The organism is Pantoea sp. Aalb (assembly GCF_009829985.1).
GTDB lineage: Bacteria > Pseudomonadota > Gammaproteobacteria > Enterobacterales > Enterobacteriaceae > SZZU01.
This window is the reverse complement of sequence record NZ_SZZU01000001.1, coordinates 209344-235133: the sequence shown is the minus strand read 5'-3', so window position 1 is coordinate 235133 and position 25790 is coordinate 209344. Positions and strand designations below refer to the sequence as shown.

At 29.1% G+C, this 25790-nt stretch carries 20 protein-coding genes; 1 reads left to right on the top strand and 19 read right to left on the bottom strand.

What is annotated here, in order from left to right; translation table 11 throughout:
- Positions 1-76 precede the first annotated feature (76 nt).
- From nuoL to ndhC, 11 genes are all read right to left on the bottom strand, one after another.
- Positions 77-1921, bottom strand: a complete 1845-nt coding sequence (gene nuoL / locus FD728_RS00910) for an NADH-quinone oxidoreductase subunit L (protein ID WP_159933887.1) — start codon at positions 1919-1921, stop codon at positions 77-79.
- Complete coding sequence (gene nuoK / locus FD728_RS00905) at positions 1918-2220, bottom strand: NADH-quinone oxidoreductase subunit NuoK (protein WP_159933885.1); 303 nt, start codon at positions 2218-2220, stop codon at positions 1918-1920. The genes nuoL and nuoK overlap by 4 nt, the downstream gene beginning before the upstream one ends.
- A gap of 13 nt (positions 2221-2233) precedes the next feature.
- On the bottom strand, positions 2234-2800 hold the full coding sequence (gene nuoJ / locus FD728_RS00900; protein ID WP_255456968.1) for an NADH-quinone oxidoreductase subunit J: 567 nt from the start codon (positions 2798-2800) through the stop codon (positions 2234-2236).
- Positions 2797-3339 (bottom strand): NADH-quinone oxidoreductase subunit NuoI, encoded by a 543-nt coding sequence (gene nuoI, locus FD728_RS00895; RefSeq protein WP_159933881.1) that lies wholly within the window; start codon positions 3337-3339, stop codon positions 2797-2799. Before nuoI ends, nuoJ begins: the two co-directional genes overlap by 4 nt.
- Positions 3340-3349: 10 nt before the next feature.
- A complete protein-coding gene (gene nuoH / locus FD728_RS00890; protein ID WP_159933879.1) occupies positions 3350-4327 on the bottom strand; it encodes an NADH-quinone oxidoreductase subunit NuoH in 978 nt (325 codons plus the stop codon).
- A complete protein-coding gene (gene nuoG, locus FD728_RS00885; RefSeq protein WP_159933877.1) occupies positions 4327-7053 on the bottom strand; it encodes an NADH-quinone oxidoreductase subunit NuoG in 2727 nt (908 codons plus the stop codon). Before nuoG ends, nuoH begins: the two co-directional genes overlap by 1 nt.
- 79 nt (positions 7054-7132) lie before the next feature.
- Positions 7133-8473, bottom strand: coding sequence for an NADH-quinone oxidoreductase subunit NuoF (gene nuoF / locus FD728_RS00880; protein ID WP_159934458.1), 1341 nt, complete (start codon positions 8471-8473; stop codon positions 7133-7135).
- A 2-nt stretch (positions 8474-8475) separates the two neighbouring features.
- The gene (gene nuoE, locus FD728_RS00875) at positions 8476-8991 is read right to left on the bottom strand and encodes an NADH-quinone oxidoreductase subunit NuoE (RefSeq protein WP_159933875.1); all 516 of its coding nucleotides are present in this window, start codon (positions 8989-8991) and stop codon (positions 8476-8478) included.
- A gap of 2 nt (positions 8992-8993) precedes the next feature.
- A complete protein-coding gene (gene nuoC / locus FD728_RS00870) occupies positions 8994-10793 on the bottom strand; it encodes an NADH-quinone oxidoreductase subunit C/D (protein ID WP_159933873.1) in 1800 nt (599 codons plus the stop codon).
- A gap of 105 nt (positions 10794-10898) precedes the next feature.
- The gene (locus FD728_RS00865) at positions 10899-11576 is read right to left on the bottom strand and encodes an NADH-quinone oxidoreductase subunit B family protein (protein ID WP_159933871.1); all 678 of its coding nucleotides are present in this window, start codon (positions 11574-11576) and stop codon (positions 10899-10901) included.
- A 1-nt stretch (position 11577) separates the two neighbouring features.
- Positions 11578-12054 (bottom strand): NADH-quinone oxidoreductase subunit A, encoded by a 477-nt coding sequence (ndhC, locus tag FD728_RS00860; protein ID WP_159933869.1) that lies wholly within the window; start codon positions 12052-12054, stop codon positions 11578-11580.
- A gap of 542 nt (positions 12055-12596) precedes the next feature.
- Between ndhC and FD728_RS00855 the strand changes: the two genes are divergently transcribed.
- A complete protein-coding gene (locus FD728_RS00855; RefSeq protein WP_159933867.1) occupies positions 12597-13814 on the top strand; it encodes a pyridoxal phosphate-dependent aminotransferase in 1218 nt (405 codons plus the stop codon).
- Between the two features lie 743 nt (positions 13815-14557).
- Here the strand turns inward: FD728_RS00855 and FD728_RS00850 are convergent.
- The 8 genes from FD728_RS00850 to fabB all read right to left on the bottom strand — a co-directional run bounded on the left by FD728_RS00850 (position 14558) and on the right by fabB (position 24971).
- Entirely contained in the window at positions 14558-15127 is a 570-nt protein-coding gene (locus tag FD728_RS00850) for a UbiX family flavin prenyltransferase (RefSeq protein ID WP_159933865.1), read from the bottom strand.
- 147 nt (positions 15128-15274) lie between these two features.
- Entirely contained in the window at positions 15275-16789 is a 1515-nt protein-coding gene (gene purF / locus FD728_RS00845) for an amidophosphoribosyltransferase (protein WP_159933863.1), read from the bottom strand.
- Positions 16764-17306: a CvpA family protein gene (locus tag FD728_RS00840; RefSeq protein WP_159933861.1), complete on the bottom strand. Its 543-nt coding sequence runs from the start codon at positions 17304-17306 to the stop codon at positions 16764-16766. The genes purF and FD728_RS00840 overlap by 26 nt, the downstream gene beginning before the upstream one ends.
- Before the next feature lie 907 nt (positions 17307-18213).
- Positions 18214-19473 (bottom strand): bifunctional tetrahydrofolate synthase/dihydrofolate synthase, encoded by a 1260-nt coding sequence (gene folC, locus FD728_RS00835; RefSeq protein WP_159933859.1) that lies wholly within the window; start codon positions 19471-19473, stop codon positions 18214-18216.
- A gap of 73 nt (positions 19474-19546) precedes the next feature.
- Positions 19547-20452 carry an acetyl-CoA carboxylase, carboxyltransferase subunit beta gene (gene accD / locus FD728_RS00830; protein WP_159933857.1) on the bottom strand — a complete coding sequence of 302 codons (906 nt, stop codon included), beginning with the start codon at positions 20450-20452 and terminating at the stop codon, positions 19547-19549.
- Between the two features lie 506 nt (positions 20453-20958).
- On the bottom strand, positions 20959-21768 hold the full coding sequence (gene truA, locus FD728_RS00825) for a tRNA pseudouridine(38-40) synthase TruA (RefSeq protein WP_159933855.1): 810 nt from the start codon (positions 21766-21768) through the stop codon (positions 20959-20961).
- A gap of 286 nt (positions 21769-22054) precedes the next feature.
- Positions 22055-23185, bottom strand: a complete 1131-nt coding sequence (locus FD728_RS00820; RefSeq protein ID WP_159933853.1) for a DUF3410 domain-containing protein — start codon at positions 23183-23185, stop codon at positions 22055-22057.
- Positions 23186-23750: 565 nt separating this feature from the next.
- Positions 23751-24971, bottom strand: a complete 1221-nt coding sequence (fabB, locus tag FD728_RS00815; protein ID WP_159933851.1) for a beta-ketoacyl-ACP synthase I — start codon at positions 24969-24971, stop codon at positions 23751-23753.
- Positions 24972-25790 lie beyond the last annotated feature (819 nt).

Genomic DNA, 25790 nt, shown 5'->3' with positions numbered 1-25790 from the left:
TTTTAAACTATCTATTATAGTATTTCTTTATATTATACTAATTAACTTCAAAAAATTTTTTTTAGTTAGGTTTTTTTCACAAAGAAGACATTATCATCATTAAAGCTATTACTATTAAACTTCCTACACTTATTGAAGCTATATACCAACGTAAATTACCATTTATGCTCATTAACAATCCTTTATTACTTATTCTTACAATTAATATTGGTAAATTCATTAATAAATTTATTGGATCACGGTGTAGTAAATAGGCAATATAAAGATAAGTTTTTACAAAAATTTTGTCATAAATCCAATCAAATCCCAATCCTATAAACAACCATTTATAAAAAAAACGACCTAAAAAATTATTGAAAATACCATTAACTAATTTAGTTTTTCCTGTCCATAAAATACTTGCAATTAGAATACCTATGATAGATACTATACCTGTAGTAATTTCTATAGCTACTTTGCTACTTTCACTAAATGTATTTTGCGGAAATACATTACCTAACGGTGGTGTAATAAGTGCACCAATAAAAGTTGATAATATTAATAAAATAGTAAGTGGTAAATAATAAGTTATACCATTACCAGGGTAAGCATGAGTTTTTTCTTTACCATGAAACACAATAAATATCATACGAAAAGCATAGATTGAAGTAATCAGTGAACCAAGTAATGCAATAAACATAAGACTAATATGACCGTTTATTAATGTTACAAATAAAATTTGATCTTTACTATAAAAACCTGAAGTAATTACTGGAAGTCCTGATAATCCAGCACCTCCTATTAAAAAACAAATATACACCCATTTCATAGTTTTACGTAATCCACCCATTTTAAATATATTCTGTTCATGATGACAGGCTAAAATAACTGCACCTGAAGCGAGAAATAATAATGATTTAAAAAATGAATGTATCATTAAATGAAAAATTGCAGCATTCCACGCTTGTACTCCTAATGCTAAAAACATGTAGCCAATTTGGCTCATAGTTGAATAAGCAAGTATACGTTTAATATCATTTTGAACTAAAGCAGCAAAACCTGCTAATATTAAGGTGATAGTACCAATGATACTAACTATATATAATACTTCTGGTGTGAGTAGGAAAAGACCATGGGTACGTGCAATTAAATAGACACCTGCAGTAACCATAGTAGCAGCATGAATCAATGCAGAAACAGGTGTGGGTCCAGCCATAGCATCTGCTAACCATGTTTGTAATGGTAACTGAGCAGATTTTCCTACTGCTCCACATAGTAGTAGCATACTAGCTAATTGCAATATATGATTATTAGATGGTACTTGTAGTGAAGCCTGTTCTACCATTTGCTGAAAATTTAAAGTTCCTAGTTGATTATAAAGAATAAACAAAGCTAATGCTAGAAATACATCTCCTATACGAGTAATAATAAATGCTTTTATAGCTGCATTACAATTCTTTATATTGTTATAATAAAATCCAATGAGCAAATAAGAACAAAGTCCCACCAATTCCCAACCTAGATACATTAGCATTAAATTATCAGCTAATACTAAAATTACCATACTGGCGATAAATAAATTAGTGTATGCAAAGAAACGAGAGTAACCTTCTTTAGAACGCATATACCAAGAAGAAAAAACATGAATTAAAAAGCCTATTCCTGTCACTATTGACAACATAGTTAGTGATAATCCATCTAATATCAAATTTACTTTAATATTAAAATTATTTACTTGTATCCATGTCCAAAGCATTTGATTAAAAGGATGCTGTCCATTCTCGAAAAATTGAATACCGACCAGCATAGTAATTAGTGCTGATATACCAACTGAAGTTATACCAACTACAGCTGATATATTTTTAGACCAACTACCATGAGAAAAGGCTAGTAATAAATAGCCAATTAGTGGAAATAAAACGATTAAATAAAGAAGATTCATCCATGCATCTCGTTTAAAATATCAATATTCAGCGTCTGACGAGAACGATAAAGTTGAAGCAATAGCGCTAAACCAATACTAGCTTCTGATGCAGCTAAACTAATAGTAAAGATATACATTACTTGCCCGTCAGCTTGTCCCCAATAACTACCAGCTACCACTAAAGCAAGTGCGGCAGCATTAAGCATGATTTCAATATTAATTAACATAAATAATAAATTACGACGTAAAATCAATGAAGTAATACCAAGAACAAATAATATAGCAGATATAATTAGAGCGTGTTGTAATGGAACCATAATTTCCCCTCTTTTATTCTAAATTATTACTTACTTGATTATTCTTTATATTTTTACTAAAAATTTTTTTGTTAAGATTTTCACGTCCAATATGAAATGCAACAACTAGACCAGCTAGTAATAACATAGAAATTAATTCAACGGCTAATATATAAAAACTGAAGAGACTAATTCCTATAGCTTTTCCATCGATAACTGTAATATTAATACTTTCATTTTTAAATCCATTAATTGCATAAATCATTACTATTAGTAGTAATAATGAAATAATACTAGGTCCTAACCATAAAGATGGTTTTAACCATTTCTGCTCTTGTTGCTTTATTCGATCTAAATTCAGCATCATTACTACAAAAACAAATAGCACCATAATAGCACCAGCATAAATAATTACTTCTATAGCACCAGCAAAATAAGCCCCTATAGAAAAAAATATACCGGCAATTGATAATAATAAAACAATAAGGTACAACAGTACATGTATCGGATCAGTATGAGTCATAATACGTATCATAGTTAATATTGATACTAATCCGCAAAAATAAAAAAAAAATCCATATTTTTTCCTTACGTTCCTTATGGCAATAGCCCTTTTACATCGATAGGTTTAACTTCATTATTTGCATTACCTTTACGCTTACCACTTATTGATACACCTGATAAATGATAAAAATTATAATCTGGATATTTACCAGATCCAGAAATTAATAAATCTTCTTTTTCATATACTAAATCTTGTCGTTTAAACTCACCCATTTCAAAATCTGGGATAAGTTGAATAGCAGTAGTTGGACAAGCTTCTTCACACATCCCACAAAAAATACAACGTGAAAAATTAATACGAAAAAAAATTGGATACCATCTTCCATCTTTCGTCTCACTTTTTTGCAGTGATATACATGATACTGGACATGCTACTGCACATAGATTACAAGCTACACAACGCTCGTTACCATCTGGATCTTGTGTTAAAATAATACGACCACGATAGCGAGGTGATAAATATACTGGATTTTCTGGATATAATTGTGTTTCCCGCTTAGCAAAAGTATGCATAAACACAAGCCATATACTGCGTATTATAGTAGCAAATCCAATAAAAATATCTTTGATATTCATCTAAAAAACCTTACTGTCGAGTATATAGGATTACTGCTGCAGTTAAGAGTAGATTTATTAAAGTTAATGGTAAACAAAATTTCCAACCAAACGATAATATCTGATCATAGCGAGGACGTGGTAGTGCTGCACGAATTAAAATGAACATTATCATAAAAAATATTGTTTTCAAAAAAAACCAAATAAAAGGAGAGAAAAACGGACCGTGCCAACCACCAAAAAATAAAGTTACAATTAATGCCGATACAGTGGTAATTGAAACATATTCTCCTACAAAGAATAATCCAAACTTCATACCAGAATATTCTATATGATAACCATCTGCTAACTCTTGTTCAGATTCTGGTTGATCAAAAGGATGACGATGACAAACAGCAACACCTGCTATACAAAAAGTTAGGAAACCAAAAAATTGAGGAATAATATTCCATAAATAAACCTGATTATCGATTATAATATTTAGATTAAATGAACCAGCTTGTGCAACTACACCCATTAATGATAAACCTAGAAATACTTCATAACTAAGAGTTTGCACTGAAGATCGCATGGCACCTAATAAGGAATATTTATTATTACTTGACAAACCAGCAAACAATACAGCATATATGGAAAGACTAGCCATCATTAAAAAAAATAATATACCTACATTAAGATCTATTACAAACCAACTTGCTGTAATTGGTATAATTGTAAACACTAAAAGCATTAAAATAAAAGCAATAACCGGAGCTATAGTGAAAATAATATGATCGGCAAACGGCGGAATCCAATCTTCTTTAAACAACATTTTAATCATATCTGCTATTATTTGCAGTAACCCAAATGAACCAACTCGATTTGGTCCATAACGGTTTTGCCATAAGCCAAGTAATCGACGTTCCATAAAACTCATAAAAATACTAGAAATTACAACACATAATAATATAATAATAGACTTAAAGATATTAATCACAATATAAATAAATTCTGGTGTAAGCCAGTTCATTATTGTATTGCCTCTTCCAACTTATCAATTTTTCTACCTAATAAAAAAACTGGAATGTTAGGTATGCCTAATGGTAATCCTATCAACCCTCTTCGTAATAACATTGAAAAACGTACTGGTAGATGTAATGTTTCACCAGCACATACTAACTCAACTATAGAATTATTTTTCCAACCTAACCTCGCAGCATCTCCAGAATTAATGATTAATATTGCTGGTGATATAGATTTTTGAAATATTGTTGAACGTTGACTCATTTCTTCACTACCTAATAAATTATAGTAAGGAGCAATATGATAGTAATTAGTAGTTGTTATGAACGGTTTTGGAATAGATGTAAACCAAGGTAAAGTTTCTTTATTTAATACAAATAAACGTATGCCAGGATCTCCATAACGTAGTTGATCGCCTACTTCAATTTGAAATTTATTCCATGCTTGCGGTGAATTCCAACCTGGAGCCCAAGCAAAAGGTATTTGTGAACGTGGTGCATTTGGTTGATTATTACCTTCCATTGAAAAAGCGAACATAGTATCTTTATCTTGCGGTTGACGTTGTTCATGTACATTTATATTAGCAAGCACAGAAGTACGTCCACTTATACGATGTGGAGAACGTGATAATTTCTGACCATGAACTCGAAAGGTAGAATTTGGAGCAGCATCTTTAATGCCTTTAAGTTGAGGTAGAGTATTAACTATTGAAGTAATAACCTGATCTAATATTGTCCAATTAACTTCACGATTTTGCACAATACTATGTAATGAATGTAACCAACGCCAACTTTCTAATATAACAATATTTTTATCGTAAAAAGTAGGATCATAAACTTGAAAAAATCGTTGAGCACGTCCTTCATAATTAATCAAAGTACCATCACTTTCAGCAAAACTAGCAGTAGAAAGAACTAATCCTGCTTTTTCTACAGTCTTCGTACGTTGATGATCTATTACAATCACATTAGAAGTATTTTTTAATGCAGAATCAACTTTAGCTTTTGGTGCATAACGGTAAAGATCATTTTCTAATACGATTAGAGCATCAGCTTCTCCTTTACTAAGTATTTCAAGTGCATTATCAAGAGATTTACCTCCTATCATTCCAATACCAATACTATTTGAAGCTGAAGTTAATAACGTAATACCAACATCTGATCCACGTATTTTTAAAGCTTTTGCAATATTCGCTGCAGCTTCAATTAGTGCACGGCTACCTGAATGAACACCAGAAATAATTAAAGGTTTTTTAGTATTAGAAAGTACTTCTACTATAATTTCTATTTTTTCCTTAAGGTTATTATCAAAACCAATAACTTTTGGTGCCCTTGAATCTATAGCATTAGCAATAGCAAATCCTAATCGAGCTTGCTCCTCTATTGAAGCATGATAACTCCATTTTGCAATATCATCTAAACTAGTCTTATCTACATTAGTAATAAACAAAGGATTTTTAGCATTTTGACTAATATTAAAAACAGCTGAAACGTTCCAATCAGAAATTTGTTGATTAGCTGCTATTTCATATGCTCTATTTTTTATAGCTTGACGTACAGAAAGTGCTAAACGTGCAGCAACTTGGGTAATATCTTCCCCTAATATCAGCACTGCTGTGTAACTTTCGATTTCACGTAAAGAAGGAGAATAAATGCCTCCTTCTTGTAAAATTTTTAAAATTAACTCGAGATTATTATGTTCAATATATGGGATTCCAGTTGAAAAATTTTTTTCACCTACTAACTGACGTAGCGCAAAATTGCTTTCTATACTGGCACGTTGTGAACCTATGCCAATGACACGTTTTGCTTGGCGTATAATATCTGCAGCTGCATTTACTGCTTGTTCTGCATTCAAAACAATACGATCTTTACCACGTAACTGTTCTGGATGACGTGGGCGATCTTTACGGTTTACATATCCATAGCCGAAGCGGCCACGATCACATAAAAAGTAACTATTAATATTAATATTATATCTATTTTCAATATGATGTATTTCACCATACCGTTCACTAGGACTAATATTACAACCTATACAACATTGTTGACAAATACTAGGTGCAAACTGCATATCCCATTTACGATTATATTTTTTAGAGTGAGTTTTATCAGTAAAAACTCCAGTTGGACATATTTCAACTAAATTTCCTGAAAATTCGCTTTCTAATATTCCATCTTCTACTCGGCCAAAGTAAAGATTATCGTGAGTACCGTAAACCCCTAGATCCTTTCCATCTGCATAATCTTTATAATATCTAACACATCGATAGCAAGAAATACAACGATTCATTTCATGAGAAATAAACGGTCCAAGTTTTTGATTATGGTGAGTACGTTTATTAAATCGATAACGACGTGAATTATGTTCTGTCATTACAGTCATATCTTGTAGATGACAATTACCACCTTCTTCGCATACTGGACAATCATGAGGATGGTTTATCATAATTAATTCTATCATACTTTTGCGAATTTTTTTTACTTCAATATCATTAATAGAAATGAAATTGTAATCTAAAATCGGTGTCATACAGGACATGACAAGACGACCTTCAGAATCTTCAAAGTTTTTAAATTGCTTAACAGCACATAATCGGCAAGATCCTACACTTCCTAGTGCTGGATGCCAACAAAAATAAGGAATGTCAAATCCAAGAGACAGACAGGCCTGTAATAAATTGTTCGCTTTATTGATATCATATTCTTTACCATCGATATAAATTTTAACCATAGTGCAATACTTCCGTAAAGATCATTATAACATGAGCATGAAATATATATTTTGCTTATATCTTGTATTTGTTTATTAATTATATTTTTTTCAATAAATTTGGCTGAATACCTTGAATCGTTTTAATTTGAATAGTATTAACTGACTGTGATTTAATACCAGCTTCGAATTCTTCACGAAAATATTTGATTGCACTTTGTAATGGCTCGATAGCTCCAGGCGCGTGAGCACAAAAGGTTTTACCTATACTTAACTGGTAACATAGATGCTGCAAAGTCTCAATATCACCAGGATGACCTTTTTTTTGTTCTAATGCACATAAAATTTTTACACTCCAAGGTAAACCTTCACGGCATGGAGTACACCATCCACAAGATTCACGAGCAAAAAAATCTTCTAAATTACGAACTAATGATACCATATTGATTTCATGATCTACTGCCATTGCTAATGCTGTCCCTAATCGACTTCCTGCTTTGCTAATACTCATGAAATCCATTGGTAAATCAAGATGATGTTCTATTAAAAAATCAGTTCCAGCCCCACCTGGTTGCCATGCTTTTAACTTTAATCCATTTTGCATTCCACCAGCATAATCTTCAAGAATTTCACGTGCAGTTACACCAAAAGGTAGTTCCCATACGCCAGGATTATTTACACGTCCTGAGAATCCCATCATTTTAGTACCAGTATCGTTACTCTTAGAAAGATTATTATACCAATCAGTACCATTTAAAAAAATCGCAGGAATATTTGATAAAGTTTCAACATTATTTATACATGTTGGTTTACCCCATAATCCATTAGTTGCTGGAAATGGTGGCTTAAATCGTGGATTAGGACGGCGACCTTCTAATGAATTAATCAGAGCAGTTTCTTCACCACAAATATAACGTCCAGCACCTATATGTAAAAATAAGTTGAAATTAAAACCAGTATTAAAGATATTGTTACCTAACATACCAATATGAGTGGCTTCATTAATAGCTCGGCGAAGGTTAATAGCTGCTTTAATATATTCACCACGTAAAAAAATATAGCCGCAGTAAGCTTGTAATGCAAAAGCACAAATAAGCATACCTTCTAATAATTGATGCGGCATTTGTTCCATTAATAAACGATCTTTATAGGTACCAGGTTCCATTTCATCAGCATTACATATCAGGTAACATATTGTAGATTTATTTTTCGGCAGTAAACTCCATTTTAATCCAGTAGGAAAACCAGCACCGCCACGTCCTTTAAGACCAGATTTTTTCACTAATTCAATTATATTTTCTGGATTCATTCCTTTTAATGCTATTTTTGCTCCTACATAACCATTTTTACTACAGTATTCATCAATCCAGACTGGTAGTTCATCGTTACGTAATCTCCAGGTAAGTGGATGTGTTTCCGCTGTACGAATAATTTTTTTAATTGTCATCTATACTGTTCCAATAGATTAACTATTTTTTCTGCTTTTAAATGAATATAAGTATCTTCATTTATCATAATAGTTGGTCCCTTATCGCAATTACCTAAGCAACAAGTTGGTAACAGTGTAAAATAACCATCTAAAGTAGTTTGACCAGGTTTGATATTTAAATAATCTTCTAATGCTTTTTGAATTTTCTGATATCCCATGATATAACATACTACGCTATCACAGTAACGAATTACATAACGGCCAACTGGTTGTCGGTAAATATGACTATAAAAAGTTGCTACACCTTCTAGGTCACTAACAGAAATATTTAACATATCTGCAATAGCTTTAATAGCATTATCGGAAATCCAACCTCTATTTTTTTGAACAATTTTTAATGCTTCAATTGAAATAGCTCTGCTATCTTCATAATGTTTTTTTTCTTCTTCAATAGCATCTTGTTCTTCTTTTGTAAGAAAAAAGACTTCATCGTTGTCAATCTTTGTAATATAATCTCTTCGATATTGCATAATTAACGATCCACATCTGACATAACAAAATCAATACTACCTAAATATACTATAAGATCAGACACTAAACTACCTCGTATTACTGATGGGATCTGCTGTAAATGCGGAAAGCTTGGTGTTCGCACACGAGTACGGTAACTCATAGTATTTCCATCACTAATTAAGTAATAACTATTGATACCTTTAGTTCCTTCAATCATCTGGAAAGATTCATTTGCCGGTATTACGGGACCCCAAGATACTTGTAGGAAATGAGTGATTAAAGTTTCAATATGCTGTAACGTCCGTTCTTTAGGAGGAGGTGTGGTTAATGGATGTTCTGCTTTAAATGGTCCTTCTGGCATATTTTTTAAGCATTGTTTTAAAATATGTAATGATTGCCATATTTCTTCCATTTTAAGTTGAACACGAGTATAAGCATCACTAACACCTCCACCAATTGGTATTTCAAAATCTAAATTTTCATAACCAGAATAAGGTCGCCATTTACGTACATCAAAATTTAGTCCAGTAGCACGTAAACCTGCTCCAGTTACCCCCCATGCCAAAGCTTCATCCAAATTATAAGCTGCTATTCCTTTTGAACGAGCTATTAATATCGTATTACGTAAGGCTATTTTATCATATTCTTTTAAGCGCTTCGGCATCCATTCGAGAAATTCACGTAATAAACGATTCCATCCTTTTGGTAAATCATGTGCTACACCACCGATACGAAACCATGCTGGATGCATACGAAATCCCGTAATTGCTTCAATGATATTATAAATTTTTTGTCTATCACTAAATGCTAAAAATACTGGTGTCATAGCTCCAACATCTTGAATAAAAGTGGAAATATATAATAGATGACTATTAATACGAAATAATTCAGATAACATAATACGAATTAATTTCACACGATCTGGAACAGTAATACCTGCTAATTTTTCTACTGCTAATAAATAAGGCATCTCATTTATACAACCACCAAGATATTCGATACGATCAGTATAAGGAATGTAACTATGCCATGATTGACGTTCCCCCATTTTTTCTGCACCTCGATGGTGATAACCGATATCTGGAACACAATCGACAATTTCTTCTCCATCAAGTTGTAAAATAATACGAAATACACCGTGTACTGAAGGATGATTTGGACCAAGATTAAGAAACATAAAATCTTGATTGGCATTACTACGTTGCATACCCCAATGTTCTGGTTTGAAAGTTAAAGATTCCATTTCTAGATCTTCTTTTTGCTTACTCAACATAAATGGATCAAATTCAGTAGCACGCGCTGGGTAGTCTTTACGTAAAGGATAACCTATCCAAGTATGTGGCATTATAATACGAGTAAGGTGAGGATGGCCATTAAATATAATTCCAAACATTTCCCAAGTTTCACGCTCATACCAATTAGCATTAGCAAAAATTTTAGTAATACTTGGTATATTTAGATCTTTTTCTGATAAAGCTACTTTGATTATAATATCTTGATTTCGTTCAATAGATAATAAATGGTAAAAAACAGAAAAATCTGCAGTTGGTATTCCATTACGATTGATACGAAAACGCTCATCTATACCATGCAGATCATATAACATAATGTATGATTTTGGTAATCTATGTAAAAATTCTATAATTTTAAGGATTTTCTCACGCTCTATCCATATGACTAAAATACCAATGCGAGTAGCTTGAATATTAATGGCCCCTTCCCCAAAATGATTAACCAATTGTTTAATTACTGGATCATCTGAGTGATCTTGAGTTTGCCATAAAGGATGATTGAGCTCTTGTGTAGTTAAATCTGCCATACTTTTAATTACTGTTCCGAGCTGTTGTAATTAGATATTTAATAATTCAGGATAGAATAATATACACATACTGATTCTGAATCTCCATTAATAATGAATAAAAATTCATACATTATCTGGAGTTCTTAAATTTCTAACAGTGATACGTTGAGCACGTTTTTTTTTACGCTCAGATTCCATATTAGCTCGATAAATACCTTGTTCTCCTACCACCCATGAAAGTGGACGACGTTCTTTACTTATAGATTCACGTAATAATAATAAAGATTGTATATAGGCTTCTGGACGAGGAGGACATCCAGGAACATAAACATCAATAGGAAGAAATTTATCTACACCTTGTACTACTGAGTAAATATCATACATACCACCAGAGTTAGCACAAGAACCCATAGAAATAACCCATTTTGGTTCTAGCATTTGATCATAAAGACGCTGAATAATAGGAGCCATTTTTATAAATGGGGTACCAGCAATAACCATAAAATCAGCTTGACGTGGAGAAGCTCGCATTACTTCTGCACCAAAACGTGCAACATCATGTATTGCAGTAAATGATGTTGTCATTTCTACATAACAACAAGATAGCCCAAAATTATAAGGCCACAGGGAATTTTTACGTCCCCAATTTACCATATTATGTAAGGCATGCTTAAGTTTTCCCATATATACATTACGATTAACGTGCTGTTCTAAAGGATCTTTAACAATTTCTTGTTTTTGTAAAGGATAACTATCATGATCACTTTTATTTTGATCTATACGTGTCAACGTGTAATCCATTTCATTTACCTTGTTTTTTACTTCTCATAAAGTTTAAAGTTGCTTTTTTATTAATAGTAGTTTTATGGATAAGATTTTCTTTAATCAAAACACGACGGTAATTTGGTGTCCAATTTAAAGCTCCAACACGTGTTAAATAAATTAATCCTATTAAAAGGATAGCAATAAATATTGTAGCTTCTATAAAACCAATCCATCCATTTTCACGAATGGAAATAGACCAAGCGTATAAAAAAAGTGCTTCGACATCAAAAATAACAAAAAACATTGCAATTAAATAAAATTTAGCTGAAAAACGAATATGAGTATCACCTACTGATTGAATGCCGGATTCAAATGGAGTGTTTTTATATCGTCCATGTGCACGACCTCCTAATAACCATCCTCCTAATAGCATAAAAATACATAAATTAAGTATGACAAAAACAAAGGCTATAAAAGACCATTGCTGGGCTATAATTGTTGTGGTAGTTGACATATTTTTACCTTGAAAGTAATAACAACATCTCGTTCTATTACAAGGTTAAGAAAATATAATATATTATTTTCTATGAAAATCATGGTATTATTTTATTAAAAATTAATAGAAATTTTACTTCTTTCTCTAATATTTTGTCAACTTTCAATCAATAAAAATACTTATTTTATAATATATAAAATATTGAAAATATTAAAAATAATTTGTATATATTTTTTTATATTATATTTTATATATGTAAATATTCATAAAATAAATATATAAACATAATTGAAAGTATTAAATAAATTTTTTAATAAAAAAATACTTATTTTATTAAATGTTTTCTAATAATTACTAGATAATTAGTATTATTTTAGTATCTAAATATTATTAGATACTAAAATATATAAAATATTTAAATGTAAGAAAATTTAACAATTAAATTAACTTTAAAATGATATTTATATATAAATATAGCAAAAATATTATTTCTTATAAAATAAGATAAATTTAATTCTAAATAGCAAATTTAATAAGCACTATTTGTAACGGTGAGTAATATGAATTTACAAATTAATAAATCTAATAAACTCGATCATGTTTGTTATGATATTCGTGGAGATGTTTTAAAAGAAGTAACCAGGTTAGAAAAAGAAGGTCATAAAATTCTTAAACTAAATATTGGAAATCCTGCTTCTTTTGGATTTGAAGCACCTGATGAAATTTTAGTTGATGTAATTCGTAATTTACCAACCGCACAAGGATATTGTGATTCTAAAGGATTATATTCTGCACGTAAAGCAATTATACAATATTACCAAGCACGGGGTTTATATAATATTAATATTGAAGATATTTATATTGGTAATGGAGTTTCTGAACTTATATTACAATCCATGCAAGCTTTATTAAATAGTGGGGATGAAATGTTAGTTCCTGCACCAGATTATCCACTTTGGACTGCAGCTATTTCACTTTCAAGCGGTAAAGCAATTCATTATTTATGTGATGAAGATTCTAATTGGTTCCCTGATATTAATGATATCCGTAATAAAATTACACCACGTACTCGTGGTATTGTTATTATTAATCCTAATAATCCAACCGGTGCAGTATACAGTAAAGAAATTCTATTGGAAATTATAGAAATTTCCAGACAGCATAATTTAATTGTTTTTTCTGATGAAATTTATGATAAAATTTTATATGATGGAATTGAGCATTATTCAATTGCATCATTAGCACCTGATATGTTAATAGTTACATTTAATGGGTTATCTAAAACATATCGTGTAGCTGGTTTTCGTCAAGGTTGGATGGTATTAAGCGGACCTAAGACACATGCTAAGGGATATATTGAAGGATTAGAAATCCTATCCTCAATGCGTTTATGTGCTAATGTACCAGCACAACATGCTATACAAACTGCATTAGGAGGTTATCAAAGCATTAATGAATTTATTTTTCCAGGGGGTCGTCTATACGAACAAAGGCAACATGCTTGGAAACTACTTAATGATATTCCTGGTATAAGTTGTGTAAAACCTCAAGGTGCACTTTATATGTTTCCTCGTATTGATACTAAAAAAATCAAAATTATTGATGATGAAAAAATGGTACTACATTTTTTATTGCAAGAGAAAGTTCTTGTAGTTCAAGGTACTGCTTTTAATTGGCCATGGCCAGATCATATACGTATAGTTATTTTACCACGAGTAGATGAATTAGAGATAGCTATCGGTAAATTTCGTAGTTTTTTACAGAAATACTCTTCTTAATATAAAAAATTTATTATGATTAAATAATTGATTTGTAATCTCATTATAATGAGATTACAAATCAATTAAATGTTTATAAGCATATGTAGTACTAATAAATAAATTTTCTTTTTTTCTGTTATTGAATAACTATTTCTCTCTTTAATTATGCGAATGCGAACAAGAATTACTCGTATATTCCATACCCATTTTTTTGCTTCTTTTTTATCTCAAACTAATTAATTGCTGCTGGTTGCTAATACGTAATGTTCGTGTTGAAAATGTATTTTCACATAGTCTATAACTGGCAATGGTAGCTAATGTTCTTGCAATTATCAAAAATGAAAAATTCAATAGTAAATTTAATGCTGACCTTATTACAATGCTAACACTTTATTATGATGTTAATTATAGTTAAATTCTTAATAACTATTAAATATGAATATAAAAAAATTTAAAGAATGGCCCAATAGAAACTTATTAAAATACTACCGTCTGAATATCTTTACAGTTAAGCAAGATAATGCAATATCTTGCTTAAAATGTTTGGAAGACCTTTCAACCAAAAATAACAAGTTTCTTTTAGTAAAGAAAAAATCAGAAACAACCTTTATTCAACTCAAAAAAATAAAGATTAATTAGTATTAATATTATTAATATTGGAATTAACAGTATTAATTTATTATAATATATTATTTATATCAAATTTTAATTATCTATTTAGTATAGATGAATTCTTTATATCTAGTTTTATATAAATATCATTATATACGATTCCATCTGGCAAATAGATCTTGAGGTAAGTCAATATTTAATTGATCAATTATACGATTAATAGTTTGATCTATCAACTCTGTAATTGTTTTTGGATTATGATAAAATGCAGGTATAGGTGGCATAATAATAGCACCTAGTGCAGCGGCAGTTGTCATCATACGTAGATGTCCAATATGTAGAGGAGTTTCTCGTACACATAATACTAATTTATTGTGCTCTTTGAGTACTACGTCAGCCGCACGAGTTAATAAATTATTACTATAACTATGTACAATACTAGAAAGTGTTTTTATTGAACAAGGTATAATAATCATATCCAATTTTTTAAAAGAACCAGAAGAAATACTGGCGGAAATATCTCGTATATCATAAACTACATTTGCTAATTGCTTAACCTCACGTAAAGTATAACTAGTTTCTAGTGATAATGTCTGACGAGCTGCTAGACTCATTACTAAATGTGTTTCTATTTTTTCTATCGGCTTAAGTATCTGCAATAAACGTATACCGTAAATTACTCCACTAGCTCCTGAAATACCAATAATAATTTTTTTCATTTTTCAGGTTTTAACTTTAAATATTAAAATAAAATATATAATAACTCTTATTAATTAATTTTGTTTTTTAATCAGATTATTATAATAAAAATAAAAAAATTACAGGTAATATTATTTTTTAATATACACTTATAATAAATAACGTATTTAGTCTTCGTTATGTAACTCTAAATTTTCCATTTCGTTTTGTCGAGCTATCTCTTTAGCATCATCATTACGCAGCAATTGTAAATATTCAAAATATTTTTGATCAACATCTTTAGTTACATAAATCCCGTTAAATACTGAACTTTCAAAACTTGTAATATTAGGATTATCTTCACGTACTGCTTCAATTAAATCTTCTAAATCTTGAAATATTAGTGCATCAGCTTTAATTAATTGACAGATTTCTTCTACTTGACGGCCATGTGCTATTAATTCAGTTGTATTTGGCATGTCGATACCATAGACGTTAGGATAACGAATTTCTGGTGCTGCCAATGCTAAATAAACTCTTTTAGCACCTGCTTCTCTAGCTAATTCAATTATTTGTTCAGATGTTGTACCTCGTACAATAGAATCATCAACAAGTAAAACATTTTTACCTTGAAATTCTGCACGATTAGCATTTAATTTACGACGAACAGCATTACGTCGTAACTGTTGCTCTGGCATAAGAAAAGTTCTACCTACATATCTATTTTTTACAAAACCTTGACGATAAGGTCTTCCTAGAATACGTGCGATTTCTAATGCAACATCAGTAGATGTTTCTGGAATTGGTATTACTACATCAATGCTAAGATCTTTCCATTCACGTGCAATTTTCATCCCTAATTTAGTACCCATTCGTACTCTAGCACTATAAACCGAAATTTTATCAAGAAAAGAATCAGGACGAGCAAAGTATACATATTCAAATAAACATGGATTACTTTTTGGAGTATCAGCGCATTGATGTGTAGATAATTTACCATTTTTAGTAATGTAAATAGATTCGCCTGGTTCTACATCTCGAATAAATTCAAATCTTAAAGTATCAAGAGCTACACTTTCTGATGCTACCATGTATTCAATTTTATCTGCAATTTTTCGTTTTCCAATTACTAACGGTCTGATACCGTGTGGATCACGAAAAGCAACCATTCCATGACCTATAATCATAGCAACAACTGCATAAGCACCTCGTACCTGTTTATGTACAGCTGTCACAGCAGAAAAAATTTCTTTTACTTTAAGAGGATAATGCTGAAAGCGATTCAGTTCTTGTGCAAAAATATTTAATAAAATTTCAGAATCTGAGTTAGTATTTACGTGCCTACGACTTACTTTGAATAATTGTTTACGGAGTTCATATGTATTAGTCAAATTACCATTATGTGCAAGTGTAATACCATAAGGAGAGTTTACATAAAAAGGTTGTGCTTCTGATGCACTAAAGCTACCAGCTGTTGGGTAACGTACATGGCCGATTCCAATATTACCCTGCAAACGTTGCATATGATATGCTTCAAATACATCTCTTACTAAACCGTTCCCCTTACGTAGACGAAAGCAATTAAATGAATCGATTGTACAAATACCAGCAGCATCCTGCCCTCTATGTTGTAGCATTGTTAAAGCATCGTAAATAGATTGATTTACTGACATAAAACTAGTGATACCAACGATACCACACATTTATTATTTCCTTATTAATAACCATCCATTTAGATGGTGTTATCGGAATAAAGCTTGACGGGATTTTTTGGTAAAACAATTTAACCATATAATTAAATTGTGGAATCAATTTAGATTGCTGCCAGTCATAACTTTTAGGAAAAGAAGTAAAGATATTTAAAAAAAAGATAATAGCAGAAATAAAAATTATACCACGTAATGCCCCAAAGCATCCACCTAATACTCTATCTATACCTGATAGAGTAGTTCTTTGGATTACAGAACTAATTACATGATTCACAATTGCTCCAATAATTAGTATTGTAAAAAATATTATTATAATAGCAATACTATTATTAATAAGCTTATCATTAGAATTTGTTAACCATACTACTAAATAACTATAATAATGAGTAGATATAAAAAATGCACATATCCAAATAATACAAGATAAAGTTTCTTGGATAAACCCTCGAATTACGCTCACTACAATAGAAAAAAAAATGACTCCAATAATAAAATAATCAATCCAAATCATATTTTTATCCAACAATGCATAAAATTGAACGTATCTTTTTAAAGAAATTTTTTAGTTATATACTCCTATTATTTTCATAAAAAAAATTTTTCTATTCTAATATTTGCATTAATTTTTACGTTAAAAAAAATTAATATATAGCTGATATCCATAAATAAATATTAATTATTTTTATGTTTTTATGAGTTTAATAATTTATTAAAAATAAATATATTATCGCGTATTGATTTATTAGGCCATAAAGACCTAAAACATTTTTCAACTTACTTAGTAAAAATTTTAATTTCTTTTTTAAAAAATATAATCTAATCTAAATATGGCTAATTTTGTTTTATAGTGAAATTAACGAAGCACTCACTTAGAGTAAATAGCTAAAAGGATGTAATTATTTTTAGATTTTATTTACTGTAATAGCGTTTTAAAATATTCTAAGTTAGATAATATATACTTGATCACTAGATATTTTTTATTTGATTTATTTAATAATATTAATCTGCTTATTCTGAGATAAATATTGTATCAGGATTTTCATTCTTTAAAAGTATTTTTATTGTATTTACATCAATAGAATCATGTAATAAAGGAATGTTTTTTTATTTTCTTGTATATTTTTTATATTGTGTTTATGTAAATGTACATTACTAGTTTCATTTTGATAATTGTTAATATTATTATTAAACTTTTATAAAATAGATTTATTTTAGGTTGAAGGTAAAATTATTTTTCTATTTAGTTCTATCTTCTATCTTCTATCTTTTATCTTTTATCTTTTGAATAAGTAAGATAATAATAATTATCTCTTCTTTTTTGTGTTTTTTTAGTATTTAATATGTTATGTAATATTATTACATAAATAATTATTAAAATTATCGAACCAATTAATCGATGTTGAAATTTACTTTTCATTTCAATTATTTTCTTTTATTAATTGCATGACTAATGCTACAGTATGGAAAGAACCACATACTAAGATTATATCTTTAGAGCTAACCCTACTAAATACAGCTTTCCAAGCATCAGCTACGTTATCAAAACTTTCACCACTATTGAGATATGACATTAGCTTTTTAGCTGGAACACCACGAGGACCATTAAGAGATACACAATACCAATAATTAACTTGTGGTAACAATGCTGCTAGTGTATTTTTAATATTTTTATCATTCAACATTCCAATTACTACATGTAATTTAGATGTTTTTTTGATTTCTTTTAACCTAGAAGCTACATAACAAGCAGCATGTGGATTATGCATTACATCAAGGATAATATGAGGGAACTTTTGAATTATTTGAAAACGACCTGGCAGTGTTACTAACGGTAAATATTTACGAATAATATCTTCATTTAACTTTAGATTAGAAGCACGTAATGCAGTTAAAGCAGTAGCTGCATTTTGTAACGGTATTTGTGGTAATGATAAATCATATAATTCACCATAAGTATCCTGTAAAATCCATTTATCGCTTATTTTTTTCCACTGCCAATCTCTATTACACTGTAACAATCTAGCTTTCTTTTCTAATGCTACATCAATTAAACTTTTAATAATATTAGTTTCACCTACAATAGCAGGTTTTCCTTTACGAAATATACCAGCTTTTTCGCGTCCAATACTCTCAAGGTTGTTACCTAATAATTTAGTATGTTCAAGAGCAATACATGTGATTATGGCTATATCTGAATCAATAATATTAGTAGCGTCAAGACGTCCACCAAGACCGACTTCTAGAATTACTACATCTAGATTAGCTTCACGAAATAAATATAATGCTGATAATGTACTAAATTCAAAATAAGTTAATAAAATATCACCGCGGTGAGCTTCTATATTAGCAAAACTATTACAGTGTAAAACCTTATTTAAAGCCGTACCTTGTATACGAATACGTTCAGTGTAGTGCAAAAGATGTGGTGAGCTGTAAACACCTACGCGATATCCCATTGCTATTAGCAAAATTTCAAGCATATGACACGTAGTACCTTTACCATTAGTTCCACTAACTGTAAAAATAAATGGAGCTGGTTTTATCAATAAATCAAGTCGATTAGCAACATGTTTAATACGATCTAGATTTAAGTCAATATAATGAGGATGTAAATGTTCAATATAATGAAGCCATTCGTTTAAAGACCAGCTAGTTTTAGGAAAATTTAAAATATTCATATATTATATTTATTAAAATTAATATTTTACAATAAGATATTAATATCTACTACATGGTTATATTAATATTTTCTTATTTTATTGATTTATTTTTAACTCTGTTCTCTATGTCACTTACAGGTGCTGAAAGATGCATTATTTTTGCTAATAAACTTGCTAATTTAAGACGCATATCTGGACGACGGATAATCATATCAATAGCACCTTTTTCAATCAGAAACTCACTACGTTGGAAACCAAATGGCAGTGTTTCTCGTACAGTTTGTTCAATCACACGTGGACCAGCAAAACCAATTAATGCTTTAGGTTCTGCAATATTTAAATCGCCTAGCATAGCTAAACTAGCAGAGACACCACCCATAGTTGGATCTGTAAGTACAGAAATATAAGGTAGACCAATCTTTTGGATTTTTGCTAATGCAGCACTAGTTTTAGCCATTTGCATTAAAGATATTAATGCTTCTTGCATTCGTGCGCCACCACTAGCAGAAAAACAAATTAAAGGACAATTATCTTTTAAAGCCTGATCTACAGCAAGTACAAAACGTATTCCTACGATCGATCCCATGGAACCACCCATAAAGGAAAATTCAAATGCAGCTGCTACTACTGGTATTGTATATAATTGACCTTTCATAGCTACTAAAGCATCTTTTTCATTCGTTTCTTTTTGTGCCATACTTAACCGATCTTTATACTTTTTTGAATCACGAAATTTCAATAAATCTTTTGGTTCAAATTCACTACCCAATTCAGTTATAGAACCTTGATCTAATAATCTAAGTAAACGATTACGTGCACTTATGTGCATATGATGATCACACTTAGGACAAACTTCAAGATTACGCTCTAATTCAACGCGATATAATACTTGACAACAACTATCGCACTTTGTCCATACTCCTTCTGGTATACTTGCCCTCCGAGAATTGATTACTTTATTTTTACTTCTACTTAATATCCGTTCAATCCAGCTCATTAATGACCTTTTTATTTAATGCTTACCTAATCTCAACCTTGATTATTATTGTAATTATCTATATTATATTAAGCTTAGCTAAGCATATAGGTTATCATTTAATAATTCACTTACTTTAGAGATATATAAAAAATAACTAAATTAAGGAATTATGTGAAGACATTTCATGTATATTTAAGCTAATTTAACAATGTCAAAAACAAATAATTACTTATTTAATAATTGACTCATATAAAAAAATAAAATATAAACTGCTTATTTTATTTATTGAAATAGTAATAATAAATGAAATAATTTATATATATTTTAATCAATTAAAGTTATTAAAAATAAAAGATAATAACTATTATAAAATTAATTTTTAATATTAAATAACTTAAAGTTTATTTATCATGAAATTATAACAATCATAATCATTTATAATCCTTAAATATATTATAAAATATAATATTTTTTAATTAAGATTAATGACCTTTATAAAATAAAGATATTGACATTTTCTATAATTAATTAATAAGTAATAATGGATGAGGAGTAGATTGTGGTAATTGAAAATGAGGCGGATAATCTACTGAGACTAAATATAAACCGCTAGCTTTTGCAGTGCTCGCTGCCAAATAACGATTTTTAGCAAAAAGTAATTTTGCCATCCAGCCTTCTGTTTGTTTACCACATCCTATTTCTATAAGACTGCCAACAATATTTCGTACCATATGATACACAAAGGAATTAGCTTTAATATCAACAATTACATATGAACCTTGACGAATAATATTCATATGCATTAGATTACGCCATGGTGTATGTGACTGACAGTGCATAGCACGAAAAGAAGTAAAATCGTTCATTCCTATTAGACACTGTCCTGCACGATGCATTTTTTCTGTATCTAATGGATAATAAAAATGAGTTATACCTTTAGATAAAATTGCAGAACGAAGGCGTTGGTTATAAATTAAATAAAGATAACGTCGAGCGATAGCACTAAATCGCGCATGAAATTCTTCTGGAACTATTTTTACCCAACGTATGGCAATGTCATGAGGTAAATTTGAATTTACACCTAATGTCCAAGCACTTTCGGTACGTTGTGCAGTTGTTCTAAAGTGAACAACTTGACCAATACTATGAACTCCTACATCAGTACGTCCAGCACAAAACACATTTATATTATGATTGGCAATTATAGATAATGCTTTTTCTAACTTTTCTTGTATACTAGGTACTGATTTTTGACGCTGCCAACCATAATAGCCACTACCATCATATTCTATACCCAATGCTATTTTTATAATTTTCTTTTTTTTAAATATCATTTAATTTATATTTTAATATTATGATAAGAAAAATTTATTATATTTATAAAATGTAAGTAATTCTATTATTGCAACATAAAAATGTTATTTAATCTTATTCTATAAATTCTAATATTAGAATAATGAATAATGAATAATGAATGTAAATTGATTTTTAAGTTTACATAAAAATTTTAATAAAATTTATTATATATGGAATTTTGAAAATCATTTCAAAAAATATTTAAATTAATTGAAATAGCACTCAAATAAAAATGATTTTTTATAATAAAAGTATTTATACTAATTACTGTAGAGTAGCATTAAAACCAAGTTTATTTAGTATAGTAACTGTTTCCGTATTGTCACAGATAACTTGTAAAGATGACCATTCACGACGTTCTTGATATTGAGCACGTAAGAGATCAAAATCTATATGATCTATTGCAGTTAACTTTCTTAATAATGTATCATCTCGTCGTACATCATATATTAAGTGTATTAATCGTTTTAGCTTATACTGATCAATATTACCATGTAATGTTATAGTACTAAATTCCGGTTTCGGTAAAAGATTTTCTAATATTATCTGTTGAGGTTTATCTATAAAATTACACCAAGATTCAAATATTTGAATTGTACCACGTGTTTTCCCTTCAAGCGTATAACCAGCAATGTGTGGAGTAGCAATATCTATTTTATTTAATAATTCTAATGATATATTCGGTTCTTCTTCCCAAACATCTAATATTACGCTGATATCTTTACGCATAGTTAATATTTGTAAAAGTGCTTTATTATCGACCACTGAACCACGACAAGTATTAATTAAAATTGTATTTTTCTTTAGTGAATTAAGTAAATTTATATCTACTAAATGCCAACTCTTATATAATCCATCTATAAATAATGGTGTGTGAAAAGTAAGTATATCAGCTTTTGCTACTAATTCATCTAATGAATAAAAGATTTCTTTATCTCCACGATTCTTACGAGGAGGATCACATATTAAAGTTTCTACTCCTAAAACTTTTAAGCGTTTATTCAGACAATTACCGATATTTCCTGCTCCTATAATACCTACAATTCGATTACGTAGATCAAAACCATCGCGTTCTGCTAAAAAAAAAAGTACGGAAAAAATATATTCAACTACTGCAATAGAATTACAGCCAGGAGCAGAAGAAAAACTAATACCTTTTTTTTTTAGTACATGATAATCAATATGTTCAGTACCAGAAGTTGCAGTACCAACAAATTTTATCGATGTATTATCTAATAATTTAGCATTAACATTAGTAATAGATCGTACCATTAATCCAATAGTATCTTTAAGTTCTATTTTTGATAATTCACGTCCTGGTACTGATAAGACTTTACCAGTACGACTAAATAGTTCATAGGCATAAGGCATATTTTCATCAACAATAATTTTCACTATAATAATCCTATTTCATCAGAATAAGAAAGTATTTTCGTAAAAATAATATTTTTTCTAAAATAACCTGAAAATCTATTCATTATTTATAATAATAAAAGATTATTTAACTCATAAATAAATATAAATATATTTAAAGCAATCTATCAAAAAAATATCTTTTAAATCTTAAATAAAATACATAATTTAATAATTTAATATTTATATAAAAATTACTTGATGTATGTTTTTAAATAGAAAATTAATAAAATAAAAAACGTTAAATAGTATAATTTATATAAAATGAATAATTTTATTTATTTTTTTAAATTTAGCATTTTGATTAAATTAAAATATATAAAATCAGTATATAATAAATAGAAGTTAAATAACTAAATAGTTAACAGTAAAAATTAATATATAGTTTATTAAAAAAAAAATTAAAAGTAGAATACTATTCTCATATAATTTTAATATTCAAGTTTAACCCTTAAGTATTTTTTTAAGAATTATAATTCTTTTAAATTAATATTTAAAGATATATATAAATATATATTATTTATAACATTTTATTTTAAATTTTTTATTATTTTTTATACTTACACATTGTAAGTGTTGCATTAGTACCACCGAAACCAAAACTATTAGACATAACAGTTGTTAATATTTTTTCTGTAAATTGAGTTACGATCTTCATACTTTGAGCAGCTACATCTAACTCTTCTATATTAATACTAGGAGCAATAAAGCTATGTTTAAGCATCAAAATAGTATAGATTGTTTCTTGTACTCCAGAAGCACCTAAAGAATGTCCAGTCATTGCTTTAGTAGAAGAAATATTAGGTATATTATTTCCAAATACTTCTCTTATTGCATTTAATTCTTTTACATCTCCTAGCGGTGTAGATGTTCCATGAGTATTAATGTAATCAACTGGTACATCTATATCTTGTATTGCCATTTTCATGCACCTGATAGCTCCTTCTCCTGAAGGTACAACCATATCTAGTCCATCTGATGTAGCACCACAACCTATAATTTCAGCATAGATATAAGCATCTCGTGCTAACGCATGTTGTAACTCTTCTACTACAATTATTCCACCACCACCTGCAATCACAAATCCATCTCGATTAACATCATAGGTACGTGAAGCTTTAATAGGAGTATTATTGTATTTAGTTGAAAGTGCTCCCATAGCGTCAAATTCACAAGCCATTTCCCAGCTTAATTCTTCACCACCACCTGCAAATACAATATCTTGCTTACCTAACTGAATTTGTTCAACTGCATTAATAATACAATGTGCAGATGTTGCACAGGCTGAACTAATAGAATAATTAACCCCGTAAATTTTAAACGGTGTAGCAAGGCATGCTGATACACCAGATGCCATTGCTTTAGTAACCATATATGGACCAACACCTTTTAATCCGCGTGGACCGCGCATTGCATCAGCACCTAATACTTGATAACGAGGAGAACCACCTCCTGAACCAACAATTAAACCTACTCGTGGATTATTTTGATATTGTTTTTCAGTAAGATTTGAATCTTGAATCGCTTCATTCATAGATAAATATGCATAAATTGAGGCATCACTCATGAAACGCACAATTTTTCGATCTATAAGACCATTAGTATCTAGCTTGACATTACCCCATACATGACTGCGCATACCAGCTTCTTTCATCTCTTGAGAGAAAGTAATACCAGAACGGCCTTTACGTAAGGAAGATAATACTTCTTCTTGGTTATTACCAATACTAGAAACGATACCTAGGCCAGTAATCACTGCACGTTTCATTATACTAATCCTCATTATACTGCTTTTAGATTTTAGATTTTAGATTTTAAATTTTAAATTTATTATTTTATTATTTATTAGTGCCTTAATTTAAAACTACAAGCTATACTAATTTAGTTTAATTATTTCCTTTTATCAATTTAAGTTATATAATTACTCCTACTAAAATAGTCTAGTATTAGAAAAGTATTTCTCAGTTTCATCCTTTATTAAATATATATAATCCTTTAAATAAAATAATATATTTTTGATTAATTTAAATTCACATTTTTTAATATAAATTAATTCAAAAAAAAATTACTATATAAATATATAAGATATCTAATTCATGTTATTTCATAATATTTTATTATATATAGAGATTAATTCATTAATCTCTATATATAATGGTATAATATGAAATATATTGGCTGGTTTAGTTTTGACAACAATAATTATAACTATAATATTTTTTATTAAATTAGAATTTAATATCTACAAAAATTTATCATCAATGGAAATAAATTTTATTTATAATTATGTATAATTATTTTTTATTAATAATGTTTTTTAATATCAAAAATTAAATATTATGTAGTGATTACCATCATTTATAATAATGAATTAATTCACAGTCACTAGTATTCTATTTATTTAAGAAAATTAATTTAATTATTTTTTATTAATATTAATATTAATATTAATATCTCTATAATTATAAATTAAATGCTATTATTTATTACGAAATAAGATCATAAATATGATAATATTACAAATATGAATTTAATCATTTTAAAATAAATGACTGTAAAATATTTGAGATGTATACTATATATTATG

Bases quoted from the DNA above. Each gene is read 5' to 3' on its own strand.
- truA (WP_159933855.1), bottom strand. From the start codon at position 21,768: ATGATATTTAAAAAAAAGAAAATTATAAAAATAGCATTGGGTATAGAA.
- nuoC (WP_159933873.1), bottom strand. From the start codon at position 10,793: ATGGCAGATTTAACTACACAAGAGCTCAATCATCCTTTATGGCAAACT.
- nuoL (WP_159933887.1), bottom strand. From the start codon at position 1,921: ATGAATCTTCTTTATTTAATCGTTTTATTTCCACTAATTGGCTATTTA.
- ndhC (WP_159933869.1), bottom strand. From the start codon at position 12,054: ATGTCAACTACCACAACAATTATAGCCCAGCAATGGTCTTTTATAGCC.
- nuoE (WP_159933875.1), bottom strand. From the start codon at position 8,991: ATGCAATATCGAAGAGATTATATTACAAAGATTGACAACGATGAAGTC.
- nuoK (WP_159933885.1), bottom strand. From the start codon at position 2,220: ATGGTTCCATTACAACACGCTCTAATTATATCTGCTATATTATTTGTT.
- FD728_RS00855 (WP_159933867.1), top strand. From the start codon at position 12,597: ATGAATTTACAAATTAATAAATCTAATAAACTCGATCATGTTTGTTAT.
- purF (WP_159933863.1), bottom strand. From the start codon at position 16,789: ATGTGTGGTATCGTTGGTATCACTAGTTTTATGTCAGTAAATCAATCT.
- FD728_RS00840 (WP_159933861.1), bottom strand. From the start codon at position 17,306: ATGATTTGGATTGATTATTTTATTATTGGAGTCATTTTTTTTTCTATT.
- nuoG (WP_159933877.1), bottom strand. From the start codon at position 7,053: ATGGTTAAAATTTATATCGATGGTAAAGAATATGATATCAATAAAGCG.
- nuoI (WP_159933881.1), bottom strand. From the start codon at position 3,339: ATGAATATCAAAGATATTTTTATTGGATTTGCTACTATAATACGCAGT.
- FD728_RS00850 (WP_159933865.1), bottom strand. From the start codon at position 15,127: ATGAAAAAAATTATTATTGGTATTTCAGGAGCTAGTGGAGTAATTTAC.
- fabB (WP_159933851.1), bottom strand. From the start codon at position 24,971: ATGAAACGTGCAGTGATTACTGGCCTAGGTATCGTTTCTAGTATTGGT.
- FD728_RS00865 (WP_159933871.1), bottom strand. From the start codon at position 11,576: ATGGATTACACGTTGACACGTATAGATCAAAATAAAAGTGATCATGAT.
- accD (WP_159933857.1), bottom strand. From the start codon at position 20,452: ATGAGCTGGATTGAACGGATATTAAGTAGAAGTAAAAATAAAGTAATC.
- nuoH (WP_159933879.1), bottom strand. From the start codon at position 4,327: ATGAACTGGCTTACACCAGAATTTATTTATATTGTGATTAATATCTTT.
- folC (WP_159933859.1), bottom strand. From the start codon at position 19,473: ATGAATATTTTAAATTTTCCTAAAACTAGCTGGTCTTTAAACGAATGG.